The organism is Dyadobacter chenwenxiniae, assembly GCF_022869785.1.
In the GTDB taxonomy this organism is placed as follows: Bacteria; Bacteroidota; Bacteroidia; order Cytophagales; family Spirosomataceae; genus Dyadobacter; species Dyadobacter chenwenxiniae.
This window is the reverse complement of record NZ_CP094997.1, coordinates 5,898,417-5,916,012: the sequence shown is the minus strand read 5'-3', so window position 1 is coordinate 5,916,012 and position 17,596 is coordinate 5,898,417. Positions and strand designations below refer to the sequence as shown.

The 17,596-nt window shown below is 44.3% G+C and carries 12 protein-coding genes; 6 read left to right on the top strand and 6 right to left on the bottom strand.

Features of this window, described 5'->3' with window-relative positions; genetic code table 11:
• Positions 1-115: 115 nt before the first annotated feature.
• Entirely contained in the window at positions 116-538 is a 423-nt protein-coding gene (locus MUK70_RS25360; protein WP_234657388.1) for a response regulator, read from the bottom strand.
• Between the two features lie 276 nt (positions 539-814).
• Between MUK70_RS25360 and porU2 the strand changes: the two genes are divergently transcribed.
• A complete protein-coding gene (gene porU2, locus MUK70_RS25355; RefSeq protein ID WP_234657390.1) occupies positions 815-4,219 on the top strand; it encodes a putative type IX secretion system sortase PorU2 in 3,405 nt (1,134 codons plus the stop codon).
• 68 nt (positions 4,220-4,287) lie between these two features.
• Here porU2 and MUK70_RS25350 read toward each other — a convergent pair whose 3' ends face one another.
• Both MUK70_RS25350 and MUK70_RS25345 read right to left on the bottom strand, forming a co-directional pair.
• Positions 4,288-4,671, bottom strand: coding sequence for a hypothetical protein (locus MUK70_RS25350; protein ID WP_234605556.1), 384 nt, complete (start codon positions 4,669-4,671; stop codon positions 4,288-4,290).
• 35 nt (positions 4,672-4,706) lie between these two features.
• On the bottom strand, positions 4,707-8,156 hold the full coding sequence (locus tag MUK70_RS25345) for a ThuA domain-containing protein (protein WP_374759735.1): 3,450 nt from the start codon (positions 8,154-8,156) through the stop codon (positions 4,707-4,709).
• A gap of 122 nt (positions 8,157-8,278) precedes the next feature.
• Between MUK70_RS25345 and MUK70_RS25340 the strand changes: the two genes are divergently transcribed.
• From MUK70_RS25340 to MUK70_RS25330, 3 genes are all read left to right on the top strand, one after another.
• Entirely contained in the window at positions 8,279-9,004 is a 726-nt protein-coding gene (locus MUK70_RS25340; RefSeq protein WP_234657474.1) for an NUDIX hydrolase, read from the top strand.
• A gap of 248 nt (positions 9,005-9,252) precedes the next feature.
• Positions 9,253-9,795: a DUF6985 domain-containing protein gene (locus MUK70_RS25335; protein ID WP_234657392.1), complete on the top strand. Its 543-nt coding sequence runs from the start codon at positions 9,253-9,255 to the stop codon at positions 9,793-9,795.
• A gap of 51 nt (positions 9,796-9,846) precedes the next feature.
• Entirely contained in the window at positions 9,847-10,563 is a 717-nt protein-coding gene (locus MUK70_RS25330; RefSeq protein ID WP_234657393.1) for a hypothetical protein, read from the top strand.
• Between the two features lie 94 nt (positions 10,564-10,657).
• Here the strand turns inward: MUK70_RS25330 and MUK70_RS25325 are convergent, their stop codons facing one another.
• Together MUK70_RS25325 and MUK70_RS25320 are read right to left on the bottom strand one after the other, a co-directional pair.
• On the bottom strand, positions 10,658-12,124 hold the full coding sequence (locus MUK70_RS25325; RefSeq protein ID WP_234657395.1) for a Gfo/Idh/MocA family protein: 1,467 nt from the start codon (positions 12,122-12,124) through the stop codon (positions 10,658-10,660).
• 210 nt (positions 12,125-12,334) lie between these two features.
• Positions 12,335-14,557, bottom strand: coding sequence for an outer membrane beta-barrel family protein (locus MUK70_RS25320; RefSeq protein WP_234657397.1), 2,223 nt, complete (start codon positions 14,555-14,557; stop codon positions 12,335-12,337).
• A gap of 245 nt (positions 14,558-14,802) precedes the next feature.
• Between MUK70_RS25320 and MUK70_RS25315 the strand changes: the two genes are divergently transcribed.
• Both MUK70_RS25315 and MUK70_RS25310 read left to right on the top strand, forming a co-directional pair.
• Positions 14,803-15,843 carry a sensor histidine kinase gene (locus MUK70_RS25315; RefSeq protein WP_234657398.1) on the top strand — a complete coding sequence of 347 codons (1,041 nt, stop codon included), beginning with the start codon at positions 14,803-14,805 and terminating at the stop codon, positions 15,841-15,843.
• Positions 15,844-15,865: 22 nt separating this feature from the next.
• Positions 15,866-16,576 carry a LytR/AlgR family response regulator transcription factor gene (locus MUK70_RS25310; protein ID WP_234657400.1) on the top strand — a complete coding sequence of 237 codons (711 nt, stop codon included), beginning with the start codon at positions 15,866-15,868 and terminating at the stop codon, positions 16,574-16,576.
• 12 nt (positions 16,577-16,588) lie between these two features.
• Here the strand turns inward: MUK70_RS25310 and MUK70_RS25305 are convergent, their stop codons facing one another.
• Positions 16,589-17,554 carry an FAD:protein FMN transferase gene (locus MUK70_RS25305; protein WP_234657401.1) on the bottom strand — a complete coding sequence of 322 codons (966 nt, stop codon included), beginning with the start codon at positions 17,552-17,554 and terminating at the stop codon, positions 16,589-16,591.
• Positions 17,555-17,596: the final 42 nt, after the last annotated feature.

The following is a 17,596-nucleotide window of genomic DNA, read 5'->3' as shown; positions in this document are numbered from 1 at the left end:
TTTCGAATTACGCTGTAATGCAGATAAAATACAACTAATTTTACAAATAATCTTATATCACCAAATGGCTAACCGCATGTTCTCAGCCGATCCACAACCACGTTAGGCTGGCGCCTTAAAAATTATTTGGTGCGGCGCACTTTCTCCAGTAGTCAACGATCAGCTTAATCGTGTCTCTCAGCTCTTCGAATTTGACAGGTTTTACAAAAAACCCTTGTGCGGACATGCTGTATGCCTCGATCACGGCACTTTGATCGATACTGGTTGAAAAGAAAAGGTAGGGAATGCAGCGCAAGTTCAGTCTGGCATCGGTGTATAGTTTCTTTCTTAGCTCCAAGCCGCCCAGCTTTGGCATATTTACATCTGATAAGATCAAAAAAGGCAGATCGTTTGTACTTTCAAGGTATTCGAGGGCCGCTGATCCGTCGTCGAAATATTTCCGTTTGTTGGGAAAATCTAAAATAATGAACACTTCTTCGAGCATGAAGCGGTCATCTGGATCATCTTCTATGATAATGATATCTCCATTTTTGTTCATGTTCTTATAAATATGTTCGGTTGCAAATTTAAAGGACACAATATACAACGATCTTACATGCTTGCAAACGGTTATTTCCAGCTATAAGCGTTCATCCGGTTTTTTATACAGGCTTAAAAATGCGTGCTACCGATGTCAGAGACTATCAATTCCAGGCCTCCATCACGAGGGTAACATGTATATGAGCGCACTCCGTCAAATGAAGATGCTCTTAGAAAGTAACCTCAGAATAACTCATATCCGACGTTTACTAAATGGAAAAGCATTTAGTGGATCATGCGCCCTTTCTTGCGGGACATTGGCCAAAATCCGGCCTGGTTTCCAAAAGCCTGTATGCGTCACGATATCAATACATTCATTAAAATAACATCCCTGATTGCAGCTTTGCTGACGGCAAATATGGCTAATGCGCAATGGGGAGCGCCTTTTGCCAATAGTTGGATCCATTATGGCAAGCCTTATGTGAGGATTGGGGTGGCCAAAAAAGGGCTGCATAAAATCTCTTTTTCTGACTTACCCGGGAGTTTCCCTACCGATTCTCCCGATAAAATTCAGCTATGGAGAAGAGGCAGACAAGTATCAATTATAAGCATATCTGATAAAGAAATCCTTTTCTATGCCGTACCCAACGACGGCGCGAGCGATTCCCTGCTGTACCGACCGATGAACTCACGCATCAATCCGTATTTCAGCATGTATTCGGATGAAGGCTCTTATTTTTTGACATTGGGCGATTCACCGGGCCACAGAGCAAAGGTCATCGACGAGCCGATAGACAGCAATGTGCCCCTCCTCCCATTCCATAAGGAAAATGTAGCAACGGTTTTCAAAAACGAATATTCGCTGGGTACAACCAATCCGATCGGCAAACCCTCCTTTCTGAACAGCTTCTTTGAGCTGGGCGCTAGCCGGACTGGCAAAATGCAGGATAAGGACGGAGCTGGTTCTCTGACCGGAAAGTTTAAATTACAAAACCTGGTTAACATAGCTCAAAAACCAACCATTAAGCTGCTGATACACGGCAGAAGTGATAAGGAGCATAAAATTGAAATTTATGTTGGTAAAAATTCGAAGTCGCTGCGGCTTGTTACGGTGCTTGCAAGTTCCCGATTCACTCCCACAGAATACACTTTCGAACTGAAACCTGAGGATACGGATGCTGATAACAGCGGGATGATTTCTCTTAAAACAGTTAATGCAGATAGATTGGACAGGTTTTCCCTCACTTACTATGCTGTTGAATTTCCACAGCAATTCCAAATTGGTAATGAACCGGGTAAGGAGTTCAGGCTACTTCCAACGAAGGACAATGCGAGCAGAGTTTCGATTAAAGGCGCTTCGGCCGGCTTTACATTACTGGATATCTCGGATCCCGACAATCCGATTTTGTTGAAAGGTAAAAATGAAAGCGTTATGGTTCCGCGCCGGGCTGGCAAAGAACAAATTTTACTTGCCACAAAAGAGGTTGTGAAAGTGGATGCTGCAAAAATCAAAGAGGCCAAATTTCAGACATCGATTCCAAAAGAACCCGATTACATTATTATTACAACAGACAGCTTACTGGAAGGCGCGAAGCAATTTGCTAATTACCGTGCATCACAGGTTGGCGGAGGATTCAAGCCGCTGGTTATCAACATTCTGGACATTTACAATCAATTCAATTACGGCGAGCCCAGCCCTGTTGCGATCCGGAAATTTTTGGCCTATATGCTCACCGACGGAAGTAAGGATAAATATTTGTTCCTCATTGGGAAGTCTATCACACAAAACGAAGCAATGAAACGGGAACTGCCAGGCGAAGTGCCCACGATCGGGTATCCAGCTTCTGATATATTGCTTGTGGAAGGGCTGGCCGGAGCACCGCAGGACGTGCCCGCAATTCCTGTCGGCCGCTTATCAGCTGTTACTAATCAACATGTTATCGATTATTTGCAAAAAGTAAAGGATTACGAAAGCATGAAAGATTACAGCTGGCGGAAGAATGTGCTGCACCTGAACGGAGGAAAAACGGTTGGCGAAATCAGTCAGTTAAAGGGGCTGCTGACCGCACTCGAACCTGACGTAGAAAAAGGCGAGCTGGGCGGGAAAGTGAAGCAATTTGTCAAGCAAAAGGCCATGCAGGAACCGGAGCCAGTCAATATAACCGCCGAAGTGAATGCAGGTGTAGGGCTGATCACTTTTTTCGGACATGGGTCCTGGTATATTACAGATTTGGATATGGGCTACATTACCGATGCCGCTCGCAGTTACAATAATCTGCACAAATATCCGATGATGTATTTCAACGGCTGTGGGGTAGGAAACATTTTCGCTAATAAATTTAATCAAAAACCGAAAACAGCTAACTCCACTGACCGGATTACACTTTCCCTGGATTGGCTGCTGGCGCCGAACCGCGGAGCGATTGCCATTATCGCCAACTCTTATGAAAGCTACGTGAGCCCTTCCGCGGCATATTTACAAAGATTGTATCATTTTATGTTCACTGACTCGGCTACCGCCCATTTGCCGATCGGAAAGATTCAGATGGCTGTCGCGAACGACATTGTTTCAAAGCACAATGACGCACACAGCATTGCCAATGTACACCAAACTTTACTGCAAGGCGATCCTGCTTTAAAGCTGATTACGATAAACAAACCTGATTATGCAGTTGATCCCGACGAAAGCATTGCACTGCATGGACAGTCTGCGAATAAGTCCATCGGCACGTCGGATTCCTTGAAAGTGCAGATTAAAATGTCAAACAATGGCCGTTTCTTAGCGGGACAGAATGTTCCTGTTTCGGTGACGTATTTCGGAAGGAAAGGAAACCGCATCAAAACAGAATCTGTTGAATCGTTTGCCTCCCAAAACGTATTGCAGGTCACTTTTCATAATTCCCGCGACATTCAAAAAATCCGTGTTGAAATCGATCCGAAACGAGCCATTAATGAGCTCAATGTCAATAATAATGTTGCTGAGTTAGATATTGACTGGGATCTTATAAAAGACAAAAACACATTTACCTCAGAGAATGCAAAAGATGTTGTTCCGCCGTTGCTGACTGTAAAATTTAATGACCGGTTATTGGCAAGCAAAGAAATCGTTGCGTCTAAGCCTGAGATTGCAATTTATCTTTCGGATGACAGGCAACTTATACCGGACACATCCCTTATCGAAATCTTTATCAAGCGCTGTGGGGATGATGCGTGTGACTTTGAGAAAATCACTTATTCGAAAAATAATATTAAAATAAACCCAACTGACTTAAAAGCGCTACAACTGAGTTATTTATCGGACCTGGCGCCAGGGGTTTACGAAATTTTAATCAATGCCAAGGATCGCGCTGGAAACGCTGTGGTTCAGCCTTACAGGATGCTTTTCGAGATCCTTGACGATGATGACATGCCTACCGAACTCATCGTAAGCCCAAATCCCGCCGCGTCCTATTTACGTTTCGAGCTAAAAACGAGCGAAAAGACCGATCTGAAATCAATACGATACATTATTTATGACCAAAGGGGCATTGTAGTAGAAGATAAAATTCTTTCGTTAACCTCGGGAGCGCTTACTAATGAATGGTATTGGATGCCATCTGACCAGTCGGCCGGGCTTTACACTTACAAGGTTTTGCTGATCAATGACCGGAATGAAGCCTTCGTCACATTTCCGGGTAAAGTGATAATTCACGGAAAATAAAATGCCGGAAATGAGTGCCTTGCCAATGGCATCTCATTTCCGGCAAAAATACGTTTACTGATTAAAACCTACTCCTTAATCCTAACCGCTGTCGCATCAAACATGCCGCTCATTACGGAACCTTTCAAATGGTCATCATCCACTTTTGTAAGGTCCAGTGAAACCTCCGTTCCCTGTGCTTCGAAATAGATGGTCATCTTATTGCCTTCCTCGATGATATTCGAGATTGGCAATGCATCCGGATTTTTGCCTGTCGGATCTTTTAATTCGCCGGTCAGTTTACCATCTTTCCTGGTGAGTTCTGTAACCAGTTTGGAATCTCCATCCGGCGTGCCGACAACCAAAACTTCCCATTTACCCAAAAACAGGTCATTTGTTGTAGCGGTTTGTGAAAAGCCTTTAACGGCAATTCCTAAAAATAAAACTACGATAACGATACAGGTTCTTTTCATTGCATTGGATTGAGTTAAATTAAAACGATCATTATTTATTGATTTTCAGCAAGTTTGAATTCCGCACCTAACAGCACCATCAGTGTGTGACCGTCTGCTTTTGGATTAGTAAAGACCAGATAAACGTCATGCAACTTGCCATCTGCCTTGTCAGCAATTTTGATCGGGATACTGAGCATATTAGGCTTAAAGTCCAGTTTTTCGGATGGTTCCAGGAATTCGGATACGCCGACTAACGGGCCTGTCGGGCTGTCAAGGCGCAGTTCCACTTTTCCGCCCACTGCATTTACCTGCGGTTTGGGTGCAAGAGCCTGTAACTGCAACTCCGAAATTCCATTCAAATCCGCCTGTTTCAACACAATGTATGCGCCGGTCTTCGAAGCGATGGCCAGGTTCATTCCACCATTGGAAATCTTCATCATGTCTTCGTACACGTCAAAGCTGTGCATATCCACCTTTGCATTCTTCAAGACAAGCGTTTTTTCCGATTTTAATGCTGGCAGGCCGCTGGCACCGCTATCCTCATAGGCTGCCCGTACAATGTAAACGCCCTTACCTTTATCGCCAGCAGGAACTTTGGCCACATAAGTGCCTTTTACCGGCATCGATTTTTCCGCAGACTTTTCATTGGCAACATTCAATATGTATTTGACCATTTCCGATGCGTCAGCCGCCGACAATTGTGGGTGTGCCGCCATGGCCGTTTCCCCCCAAACGCCTCCTCCACCAGCGATTACTTTCTTTGTGAGCTTTTCGACAGCAGAATTATCGCCTTTGTATTTCGCTGCAACTTCGCGGTAAGCAGGCCCGATTGATTTTTTATCCACGCTGTGGCAGGCCTTGCAATCGCTGGCCTCAATCAGTTTTTTGCCAGGGGCAAACGCAGCGCTGGCGTCCGCCGAACGGTGCCCTTGTGCAATAGCGACTTTATCAAAACCTTCGGCCAGATAATCAATATTTACCGCGACACGCTCTTTGTCAATGCCTTTTTCCAACGTCCCATCCTCTTTATCAGAAACTTTGACATCATAGTTGAACGGTTTATTTGCCGAATAGAAGGATTTATTGCCCATCGGCATATCGAGGCTCAAAACAGGTGGTTCATTGCCTACTGTAATGTCCATGGATTGTGAGCTCACACCGCCTTTACCATCATTCACCGTCAGCGTCGCTTTATAAACCCCTAGCTTTGTAAGTGTCAGATTTGCTTCCGGAGCATTGATTTGTTTGGTAAAACCATTTTTGGAGGTGATTTTCCATGAATAATTCAGCATGTCATTATCTGCATCGACAGTCCCTTTCGCGTCTAGTTTCAATGCAAGCGGTGCAGCGCCTCCCATTTTATTTGAAGCCATCTGGATCTGCGGTTTGCGGTTGCCGCCATTGTATTCAATGCGAATCAAACGGGCATCGTCATTGGCAGAAAACCAGCCAGTCCCATACTCAAGCATATATAAATCTCCGTTTTCTGCAAATTCCATGTCCATCGGATTTGAGAATTTATAGCTGGGCATAAACCGCTCCATCGCCGCAAAATTGCCTTCCTTATCCATGGTAACAGACATAATCCAGCCGCGCATCCAGTCGTAAGTGAGCAACTTGCTGTTGTAATAAGCCGGAAAAGCATTGGGCGCACCCTGAAATGCATCCGAATAAAAAACGGGACCAGCCATTGCATTTCGACCGCCGCTTCCTGTTAAAGGAAATTCTTTGGATGCACCGTAAGGATACCAGATAAATGCTTTCTGAGCAGGTGGAAGCACTTTTAGGCCTGTGTTATTAGGAGAATTATTTGTTGGCGCGGCAACGTCCCATAGTTCCGAGGACTTGTTTGCGGTAAAATCAAATTTGTTATATGCCTTATTGTCCCCTACAAAATGCGGCCAGCCGAAATTACCCGCTTTACGCGCCTGTCCCACCTCATCATGACCGGCCGGCCCTCTGCCCGAGTCGGGCTTTGCCGCATCAGGGCCAACCTCTCCCCAATATACGTAATTCGTTTTCTGATCTACTGAAATCCTGAATGGGTTTCTGTGGCCCATTGTAAAAATTTCCGGGCGCGTTTGTGGCGTGCCTTTGGCGAAAAGGTTGCCATCCGGAATCGTATAGGACCCGTCCGGCTGTGGTTTAATTCGAATGATTTTGCCACGGAGGTCATTGGTGTTCGCAGAGGATTTTTGTGCATCCCATGCCGATCTCCCCTCCCGCTCGTCGCTAGGGCTGTAACCGTTTGAGCCGTGCGGATTGGTGTTATCGCCTGTTGACAAATACAGGTTACCCGCTTTGTCCCAGGCAATTGAGCCGCCAGTATGACAGCATTCCTCACGCTGCGTCTCTACTTCCAACAACACCTTTTTTGATTCAATATCCAACTGATCACCCTTCATTTCAAACCTTGCAAGCACATTTTTAGGCGCTTCGGGAATGGAATAGTATAAATAGATCCAGTGGTTTTGAGCAAAATTCGGGTCTTTGTTTAAGCCTAATAGCCCATCCTCCCCTGTGGACTCTTTGCCTTCCTTGTTTTTATACTTTGTACTGACAGGAATAGTGGCAATGTTTTTCAGTTCTTTGGTTTTAACATTATAGAGCCGCACTTCGCCTTTACGCTGAATGAAAAGGATACGATCCTTATCCAGCACGCTCAGCTCCATTGGTTCATCCAGCTTTTCTTCCAAAATAACTTTGGTAAAACGGTTTTCTTCCGGTCTGGATTTCGAGAAATCAACTGTCTTCGGCGCGTCGCCGCCAGCAGCGTATTTAATGCCGGCATAAAGATGGTTCAAAAAGAGAGGTTCCGAGAATGTCTCGTCGGTATGTCCCATAGCGGTGTAAAAAGACCGGCCTCCATCAAACTCGTGATACCAGCTGATTGGGTGAAAATCGGGGTTCTTACCGCCTATATAGCTTTTTTCATCAATTTTCAGAACAACATTGATCTTGGGTGAAATGTCTTTGAAGCTGTAAAACTCATCGGTTCTTTCAAACTCATCCGGCATGCCTTGTGTAGCCCAATGATTTTTTTCGGTCACAATAAATTTCCCTTTCTGCACATTACTGGGTGTCATGGGATGATCCAGGAAATAAGCGCCCGCCAGTTGCCCGTACCAGGGCCATTCATATTCCGTATCCGTGGCTGCATGTATACCCGTGTAACCGCCTCCTGCCTGAATGTATCGTTCAAATGCAACTTGCTGCTCGTTGGTCAACACATCTCCGGTGGTGTTGAGAAATACAACCGTGTTGTATTTTTTCAGGTTGGGCTCGTTGAATTGGGAGGCATCTTCTGTAAAGCTCACGCCAAAACCTTTTTCCTTCGCCATCTTCGCCAACGCCGTTTTACCAGCAGCAATGGATTCGTGCCTGAAAGAAGCCGTTTTGCTGAAAACCAGAACATTAACCTTTGCAGTTTGCGCATCAGCGGTTTTAAAAACCATGCAAAAACCCAAAGCGAGCATCTGCAATAGTAGAAATTTAACTTTCATCCGATATCTTGGTTTTGATTAAGTGAAACAAAGCTATAATTAATTTATTTATTGTCTAAAAATTAGACAATAAATATTTTTCTACTTTACATTTGTATAGTACCACATCCTAAACCTACATGATGCGTAATCCAAGTGAACAAAACTATATCCAGCAGCTGTCCATCGACTGCGTGATATTCGGTTATCACGATAAACAGTTGAAAGTTTTAGTGCCGAAACTAAATTTCAACGGCGATTTCTGGGCATTACCCGGCGGGTTTGTTTCGCAAGATGAGGATATCGATACGGCGGCAAACCGTATTCTTCAGCAACGAACGGGAATCAGCGAAATTTATCTTGATCAGTTTTACATTTTCGGAAAAGCTGCCAGGAACAGCCTGATCTTCATGAATAAGCTGATTGCGTTAAATCCTCAACTCCTTAGTGAAAATGGGCAGCACGGGAAAGAATTCGATTGGTTTACCAGGAGATTCGTTTCAATTGGCTATTACGCGCTCGTGGATCTGAATCAGGTCGTTCCCGAGAAAACGGATCTCGACTCGTCCATTAATTGGTATAACATCAAAGAGCTGCCCGAAATGATCATTGACCACAACGAGATCGTGGAAAGGGCGCTGAACGCACTCCGGTTTAATCTGGATGAAAAGCTGATCGCATTCAACCTTCTGCCTGAAACATTTACAATGAAGGACGTTCAGGAACTTTACGAAACCATTTACGATAAGCCTTTCGCCCGCAACAATTTCCAAAAAAAGATCCTGGATTTAAATGTGCTGGAACGTCTGGAAAAGAAATTCACCGGAGCAGCCAACAAGGCTCCGTATCTGTATCGACGTAAAGGTTAGCAAACCATCCCTTATAATTATTTAGACTTTTAAAAGGACATTCCACACTTTTGGGACGTCCTTTTTTGCTTGTTAGCTATTCTGCTTTACCTTAAAATAACCCATAACATCCGGAAGGTAAACATTGACTGTTTAGTAAATCAATAAATGATTCTTTGCAAAAGAAATGAGGCTATTTACTTGACAAGTTTGAATCACATCTATAATTCTGAGTCCCGTCCTAGTCTGATAACGAAAAGAGATGCAACATGGAAAGAGTCATTAAATCAACTGTTATCGGAGAATGGAAGTCAAAATTTTATCCTTTTGATTGCTGGGAAAGCATACCTATTGAGATTCCTTTTCTGAATAATCAGGCAATGCGAATATCCCTAAGAGCATCTAACCCAGACGAAGCCGCTAAGCTTGCGGCTGAAACAGATCCGATATTAAACGCATTTCTAGAAAAGACAATTTTAGATCGAAATGCACTGTCGGCGCTTGTTTATGGCCACTGCACTAACATTTTTGAAATAACAGGCTTCGATCATGAATGTATAACAATGTTCAAACAAGTACAGAATCCAGAATCCTGGATTCTAAATGCGATTGCATTAGAGGAATTACTTGATCTAGCCCACATCAATGATGTTTGGAAATTTGTGAGAGCCAATGGCATCTACATTTCCAGAGGTAAAGAAGGCGAAATCTATTTACAGATCAGCTTCAAATGCGATTGGGACGAAGAACACGGGCTAGATTTAGTATTTAAAGATGGAATTGAATTTGTTGGGATGGACAGCTTGATATAAATACTTCATGCATTTATCACTTTGATATGATCTAATGTTAATGCACTTTCTATGACAAATCAAGAAGCCCAGATCAAATTAAATGCGTTAAAACGAGCTCATGAGCGTAATTTAAAAATCAGATATCAAAAATCAGCAGAACAAGGTGTTGAGCGTCAGGAAAAGTATCTGAGATTAATGGCGCGTCAAAAACAAGAGTCGGCTGAGTTAAATCAAAAGTTTGCCCTCGCTGAGCAAGATCCCAAGTCACAGATATATCAGTTAAAAGAGTTTCATAAAAAAGAAATGGAAACCTTTATTAAAGAGTCCGCGCCGGCAGATGCGAAATACAAAATGAAGCTCATTTCTTTAAAAATTAAACATAAAACAGAACTGATTGGCTGCAAGCGCCAGCTTCAAGCTGAAGAAACAGAATTATATATACTTCATCATTCAGAGCGGGATGCGTTGGATATTGAGCGTGATTACCAATGTAACATGTCCGCCAAGGAGTCTGAGCAATTGAACATTTGCTATGATATTGAGCGCAAAGCTGTCATAAATTCATTCATGTACGCCAATAAAAAATACAAAGTTGGTGATACCTTATCTGATCAAGATCGCGCCATATCAGTTCGCTGGTTTTCCTGCGGTGATCGCTCGTCTCCCTGGGAAAAACTGGACGACTCTTTGGACGTATCCTACGGAGGTTACCTTCTTGATAAAAACGGGAAACCCCGGGCCGATGGCGCCACGGCAAGAATATGGCAGTCAGATGTAATAAAATAGCAAAATACAAGGATCTCAAACGAAAAGCCGGATCACGACATTGACTGTGATCCGGCTTTTTGTTACTTATTAAACTTTTAAACTTTCTTACTCTCTAAACCCCCAAACTCCAACCGTCACGATACTGTCGGCGGACGAACTGGTTCACCTCATCGAAGTTGGTGACTTTCATGTTTTGGGCGTCCCAAAGCATTTTCATATTGCTTCCAGGGTAAGTGAAGCCTTTTCCGTCTTCCCTGGCTTTTGGCATGTCGGCTCCGCGAATGGCGAGATTTGCGCCGAGAATTGCTTCGGTTAACGGACCTGCGAGTTCGAATGGCGAGCTCAACTCCATTTTACCGTAACCTGCGATGCAGCCTTCTACCCACTGCGCATAGTGACCATCGGCGCTCCCTGGTACGCGGGCAAACTTTTGTTTTACTTTCACGTCCTGCATTTTACTCAATGGCAGCAGACGTGGATTTGCCGCATATTCGCTGGCCATCATTTTACCTTTTGAACCGACAAACAAAATACCGCTGTTGCCATCTCCAAACAATTCATTCGGCCCCAGTTCCTCAGGACGTTCCGGCTTAATGCCGCCGTCCATCCAGTGCATGGTTACCGGGCCTTTGGTTTTTGGTGTTTTTGGGAAAGTTAATGTTGCGTGGCTTGATGGCGGGCAGCTGTCCGGGAAAATGCCTCTTTTGCCAAAAGCAGTGAAAACACTGCCCACACTGGCCTGCATATCCGTCGCATATTTCAATCCAAGCACACGGAACGGGGCCTCCATCAGGTGGCAGCCCAAGTCACCCAATGCACCTGTTCCGTAATCCCACCATCCTCTCCAGCTTCCCGGGATCAGGTTTTCTACGTAATCTTTTTTAGGTGCAGTTCCCAGCCAGAGATCCCAGTCCAATTCTTTCGGGACCGGTGGTTTTTCCGTCGGCCAGGGAATGCCTTGCGGCCAGATCGGCCGGTTGGTCCAAATGTAAACGGTGTCCACATCGCCGATTGTGCCTGCGTCGTACCATTCGTGCAATGTTCTTACGCCATCGCCGGATGATCCCTGGTTTCCCATTTGGGTCACCACTTTATATTTCGCTGCTGCCTCGGTCAGCTTTCTTGCTTCGTAAATGTCGTGCGTCATGGGCTTCTGCACATACACGTGCTTACCCAGCTGCATGGCCGCCATTGCTACAACCGCGTGGGTGTGATCGGGTGTGGAAACCGAAACGGCATCGAAGTTTTTTGATTCCTTTTCAAACATTTCCCGGAAGTCCTTATAATATTTGGCTTTGGGGAAATTAGTAATGCTTGTCGCTGCGCGGCGATCGTCCACATCACACAGGTAAGCTATATCCGCCTTTCCGCTTTTTGCGAAATTGGCAAGGTCCGACGTGCCTTTCCCACCGGCTCCCACACCAGCAACAAGAAGCTTATCGCTTGGTGCCGTGAAACCTTTTCCACCCAGCACATGCCTGGGGACAATCATAAAGCTGGCTGCCGTAATGCCTGCCGCTTTCACAAAGTCTCTCCTGGAAGAGGTCAACTTCTCATTTTCTTTACTCTTGTGTTCCATTTCAGGTTTTGGTTTAGTCCTAATGATAGGAGGAAATGTGGCCCTGTTCCAAATTATGGGCAGGCCTATTAATTGTTAAGCAGGTTATTTTCATAATTTACTCGAAAATTATCCGGTCGTTTCCCTGCTGCAATTGTTCTACTCCAAAACGAGTTGTTAAGACCATTGGGATAATTAAATGATATCATAATTGATCCCAAGCGGCCCGATTTAGTCAATCCTGCCTTTTTCCTCGTCCGAAGCATTGTTATTATGTCGGCGCTTGCGGGCGAAAGTATCTTTTCCGAAACGATAGGTCATGGCAAAACTTATGCGCTGCGTGTCCGATTCACTCGTCTGGAAATATTCGGATTGTTTGAGGCTTAATGATTGGTTATTATAAATCCAGGAATGGAACAAATCATCGAAAGCTACGCGCATGCTGCCTTTTCGTTTTAAGATCTTTTTTTGAATGCCGCCATTCACGCGATACATTCCTTTGGTTAATGTCTGCCCGTTCATATCCCGGCTGGCATAGTAACCGCCCAGTTCTGCGCTCCAAGTTGGGCTGATCGTGAAATAGTTGTTTACTTCGAGACGCAGGATATTTACATTGAAATGCAGGTTTTCCGTATAAACCCGGCCATTCATTCCAATTTTGGAAAGGCGCGCTGTGTAATTTAAATACCACCATTCGGCCGGAGAAGTGGACACGGTTGTGTTCAGCAAAAGCATAAATCCTCCCGCAATGTTCTTGGGTCTGGTTGTAAAAATGTCGTTAACCGCCTCTGTTGTCTGAAAAATAAGATTAGAAAATTTGTTGTAACTCAAACCCATATTCAGGAACTGCTTATGCTGATATTTCAGCTCTATCCGGCTCTGATACTGCGGATTAAGCAGTGGATTTCCTGATGTGTACGAATATTGGTCCCGGTAAAAAAGGAACGGATTTAGCAGCTGATAATTCGGGCGGCTAATCCGTCGCACGGCCATTAGTCCCAATGTGTTGTTGCCCAGCGAGTCCAGTTTGTAGCTGATGTATGCGCTCGGAAAAAGTCCTGTATAGTTTTTTGTAAAAGCGCTGCCCTGGACTGCATCGTTTCCCAGCTGTTTGCCTCGTACCAATGTATTTTCAGTTCGCAAGCCAAATTGGACGCCCAGCCTCTTCCAGGATTTTTGCCCATTTAAATACACTGCATTGATATTTTCATGGTATTTGAAATGATTGGACTTGCTGTTATCAATCGTTTGCTCAGCGCCATTTACATTGTAAAATTTATTCAAATTGTCATTATCGACAATACTCGATTTAAAACCCGCTTCGAACCGTGCTTTGTTTTTCAAGGGATGCACATAATCCGCTTTCGCCGTGTAAATGTCGATGCCCGCTGGAATGACATAACGGAATTTCTCGTGTCCAAGCAATGCGCCTTCCGGTGCGTATGTGAAGTTTTGCAAAGCCTGGTTTCCCTTAGATTGGTAATTCAAATAATTAATGTCCGCAGAAAGCTCTTTGCCTTTGTTATCAAATTTGTGCTGTAAATTGAAGTTAAAACCAAGGTTCGTTCTGCTGTCTTTGGCTTTCGTATCGCCTTTTCCGGTGCGCTCCAATTGATGATTGGCATTGAAGTCGCTGCTTTCATAGTCAAACATGCCGTTTCGCTCGCCTTTATTCACATTGAAGATCAAGCCGTAAACTGTTTTCGAAGTCGCCGAATAGTCCATTCCAAAATTGGCATTGAGACTGCGGTCATTGTATACTAAATTATTTTGCAGATCAACCGTCGAGATCAACCTGCCGCCTTCGTCGAAAAAGCGCCGGTCGAAATGATCCTTGCGGTAATTTCGTTCATAATTATAGCCCAGGTTCGCAAACAGATTCAGCTTTTTATAATTGTAATTTAAATTAACCGCATCATTGTTCCGGGCATATCTTCCCAGCGAAACGCCAGCCGAAATGTTGCCGGTAAACCCTCCTATCCTGTTCTTTTTCAATTTGATATTAATGATTGCATTGCCAGAGGCGTCGTATTTTGCAGACGGATTGTCAATGAGCTCGATTTTATCCAGATTGCCACCAGGTAAAGACTTTAAGTAAGCCGCCAAATCCTGCCCTGACATGTAAGTGTTTTTTCCATCGATCAGCACCAGCACACCGCTGCGACCATTCAAGCTGATCTCGCCATTGCTGTTAATCGAAACGCCCGGCGTTTTTTCCAGAACTTCCAGCGTATTGCTTGCTGCAGCACTGATCATCGCTTCCACATTCACCACAGTTTTATCAATTTCCTGCACGATCAATGGCTTTTTTGACTGAATTACCACTTCGTTTAAATTGATGTCCTTCGCCTTTTCCGGCACTTTTTCAGCAGGCTTATTTTGAGTAGCTGGCGTCTGCGCCATCGTTTGCATTGAAAGCAATGCGGAGAGTAGGATAATGCTGGTCTTTTTCATGTTTTCAGATTTTATGGCTAATCCATTTTGATGGCTCAAATATTGAGGTAGCATCATTTGAATGAAAACATGGCTGTCGGACTAAGGCTTTCTGCTGACAGAACGGATTTTTACCGTGTCCAACCTTTTCGACCAGACGAATGTGCTTTTCGTCAGGAGCGCGGCATTGTCTGACCGGAATACTCTATTAAATTATGGTGGTTAAGCACATTTGCATCATCTTTAATGTATAAACGGAGCGGGCCATGAAGCAGTTAGCGGAGAATCAACTCATACAATTCGTACGCATCAACATTTACTATATACTGGCGGCCATTGCAGCCGTGCCCATCTGGCTGGCCATTGATTCTTTTGCCAATGCTGTTGGCACCAATAACGACGAAGCTGTGGCTGCCGCGGCGACTGGATGCCTGATTATTTGCATTTTCCTGGGCAGGCATTTTGGGGAATTGTGGGCTTTGAAATATAAAACAATCTCTAATGAAGTGCTTATCACGCTGTCTGTCATCACATTTGGCAGCATTGTATTCGTGTTTGTACACGCAGAATATCTTAATGAGGATTATGGGCCGTTGAATCTGCTTTTATATTGGGTTCCTTTTTTGCTGAGTGGTTTGGCGTTGGGAATGCTCATTAAACTAGGCCGCAGCGTTACGCAAAATCAGTTGAAAGAAGCCCGGGCCGCGGCGGAACACAGCAAAAGTGAGCTGCATTTGCTCCAATCGCAGCTCAGTCCACATTTTTTGTTTAACACCCTGAATAATTTATATGGCTTGTCGCTCACGCAGCACGAGCGCATTCCGCCTCTGCTTTTGAAGCTTTCGGACCTGCTGAGATATTCTGTTTATGAAGCCAATGAGGTTTTTGTTCCGCTCAAGGATGAGCTTGTTTACATTCATAATTACATTGAATTTGAAAAAATCCGGATTGGCGACAGGCTCGTATTAACCACCAGTTTTGAGGAGATCACAAGCTCCGAAATCAAGATCGCCCCGATGCTGCTTATCGTGTTTATTGAAAATGCATTCAAGCATTCCAAAAACACAGCCGATGAAAAGATCTTTATTTCGATTGAATTAAAAACATGGGAAGACCTGATCCTTTTTTCAATCAGAAATTCCCATGATAAGCGGGAAAAAGAAATTTCAGCGGTTGAAAAACACAGCGGATTCGGGCTTGGGAGCGTAAATAAGCGACTGGAATTGCTTTATCCTGATGAGCACGAGCTTGTTATAAAAAATAATCCGAATGTTTACCAAGTCGTTTTGAGGCTGAAAGTCAAGTAAATACCGATTAGCAAACCTGTTTATGCAAAAATTCAATTGCCTTATCGTTGACGACGAGCCTATTGCGAGGGATATCCTTAAAACCTATTGTGGCCATCTGGATAACCTGGAAGTGATTGGTTTATGCGGCAATGCATTGCAGGCGAAGGCAGTTATGCAGCAAATAAAGGTCGACATCCTGTTTCTGGACATTAATATGCCGGTAATGGATGGAATTGCATTTTTGAAAACACTCAAAAAGCAGCCCCAGGTCATCTTTACAACCGCTTACAAGGAACACGCTGTGGATGCTTTTGACCTGGCCGCCTGCGATTATCTGCTCAAACCATTTTCACTGGAGCGCTTCATTATAGCTGTCGACAAGGCACTGGAACATTTGGAGGAACCGCCAAAAATAGCTGTGGAGGTTAATAATGACAAAGCTACGGATTACATTTTCATCAAAGCAGGCGACAAGATCTACAAAATCCTACATGACGAGCTGCTATATGCCGAGGCTAACGGAAATTATACCAAAATCGTCACAAGCCAAAAGACGCTTTTGCCAGCCATGACTTTTTCGGGTTTCGAAGAATTGCTTCCGCCAACATTGTTTCTCCGCATTCACCGCTCCTTCATTATTAATAAAGCCAAAATCAGCCATATTGAAGGAAATCGGGTTTTCATAAACGGAGCTGAGATTCCTATCGGGCAAAATTACCGGGAAGGCTTTTTAAAAAGCATCGGGTTGTGATTGTAAGACTTGTCATTTAAGAAACTGGGTAAATCCGGCGGTGCTGGTGTCGGCAACAGTGCCGTCCGGCTTTTGATAAATAAAATAAGCATGCAGGTCTTTATGCTTTTCCAAAAATTCCATAGAACGCTGTAAACCAATGAGCAGCAATGCATTATCGTATCCGTCTGCGGTGATTGCATTGTCGGCAATGACGGTTGCACTAATGATTTCGGTCTGTGCGGAATAGCCTGTTTTCGGGTCTATAATGTGTGAGATCCTGCCCGAGCCGACCTTCCGAAAGTTGCGGTAACTTCCCGAGGTGGTCACTGCGCCAGCCGGGACTTGAATAACCTGCCTGATACCCGTTGCCGAAAATGCATTTTCCGAGGGCGTTTCAATTCCGATAGACATGGGGGTGTTGTCAGGATATTTTTTTCCCTTAACCCTGATTTCGCCACCTATTTCAACAAGATAATTTGCTATCCCATTGGCTTCCAGAAAATTAGCCATCACATCCACACTGTAACCCTGCGCAATGCCATTGACGTCAATTTTTACGCAGGGAATCTTCTTATCCAGTCTCTCGCGGCTTAAACGGAGCTTTTCAGATCCTACGCAAGGCAATAAAGATTGAATTTCAGCAGAGTCAGGCATAATGTTGACCCGCTCATTTGCGAACCCCCAAGCCCGCACCAGCGGGTAAACGGTTATGTCAAATGCACCGCTCGTTTCCTGATGGATTTCCAGGGACTTTTTGATAACATTATAAAAATGCTCGTCGATAGCAACGCCAGCGTCAGATTCATTAAACTGACTGATAACGGAATGGGGATTATAAATAGAAAGTGACTGATCGAGTTGGCGGAAAATGCTGTCGATCCGGGGCTTTTTTACTGATTCAAATTCACTGTAATAAGTGATCGCGTAAGTCGTGCCCTGCGCCAGACCTTCGATTTGAAAGCGCCTGATGTCCTTTTTTTCAGACGGATTAATCACGCAAAAAGCAGGCAAAACCAAGAGGGTCGAGCCTGCAAAAAT

Excerpts from the sequence above, each read along its gene's own strand:
- MUK70_RS25360 (WP_234657388.1), bottom strand. The coding sequence starts at position 538 with ATGAACAAAAATGGAGATATCATTATCATAGAAGATGATCCAGATGAC.
- porU2 (WP_234657390.1), top strand. The coding sequence starts at position 815 with ATGCGCCCTTTCTTGCGGGACATTGGCCAAAATCCGGCCTGGTTTCCA.
- MUK70_RS25350 (WP_234605556.1), bottom strand. The coding sequence starts at position 4,671 with ATGAAAAGAACCTGTATCGTTATCGTAGTTTTATTTTTAGGAATTGCC.
- MUK70_RS25345 (WP_374759735.1), bottom strand. The coding sequence starts at position 8,156 with ATGAAAGTTAAATTTCTACTATTGCAGATGCTCGCTTTGGGTTTTTGC.
- MUK70_RS25340 (WP_234657474.1), top strand. The coding sequence starts at position 8,279 with ATGCGTAATCCAAGTGAACAAAACTATATCCAGCAGCTGTCCATCGAC.
- MUK70_RS25335 (WP_234657392.1), top strand. The coding sequence starts at position 9,253 with ATGGAAAGAGTCATTAAATCAACTGTTATCGGAGAATGGAAGTCAAAA.
- MUK70_RS25330 (WP_234657393.1), top strand. The coding sequence starts at position 9,847 with ATGACAAATCAAGAAGCCCAGATCAAATTAAATGCGTTAAAACGAGCT.
- MUK70_RS25325 (WP_234657395.1), bottom strand. The coding sequence starts at position 12,124 with ATGGAACACAAGAGTAAAGAAAATGAGAAGTTGACCTCTTCCAGGAGA.
- MUK70_RS25320 (WP_234657397.1), bottom strand. The coding sequence starts at position 14,557 with ATGAAAAAGACCAGCATTATCCTACTCTCCGCATTGCTTTCAATGCAA.
- MUK70_RS25315 (WP_234657398.1), top strand. The coding sequence starts at position 14,803 with ATGAAGCAGTTAGCGGAGAATCAACTCATACAATTCGTACGCATCAAC.
- MUK70_RS25310 (WP_234657400.1), top strand. The coding sequence starts at position 15,866 with ATGCAAAAATTCAATTGCCTTATCGTTGACGACGAGCCTATTGCGAGG.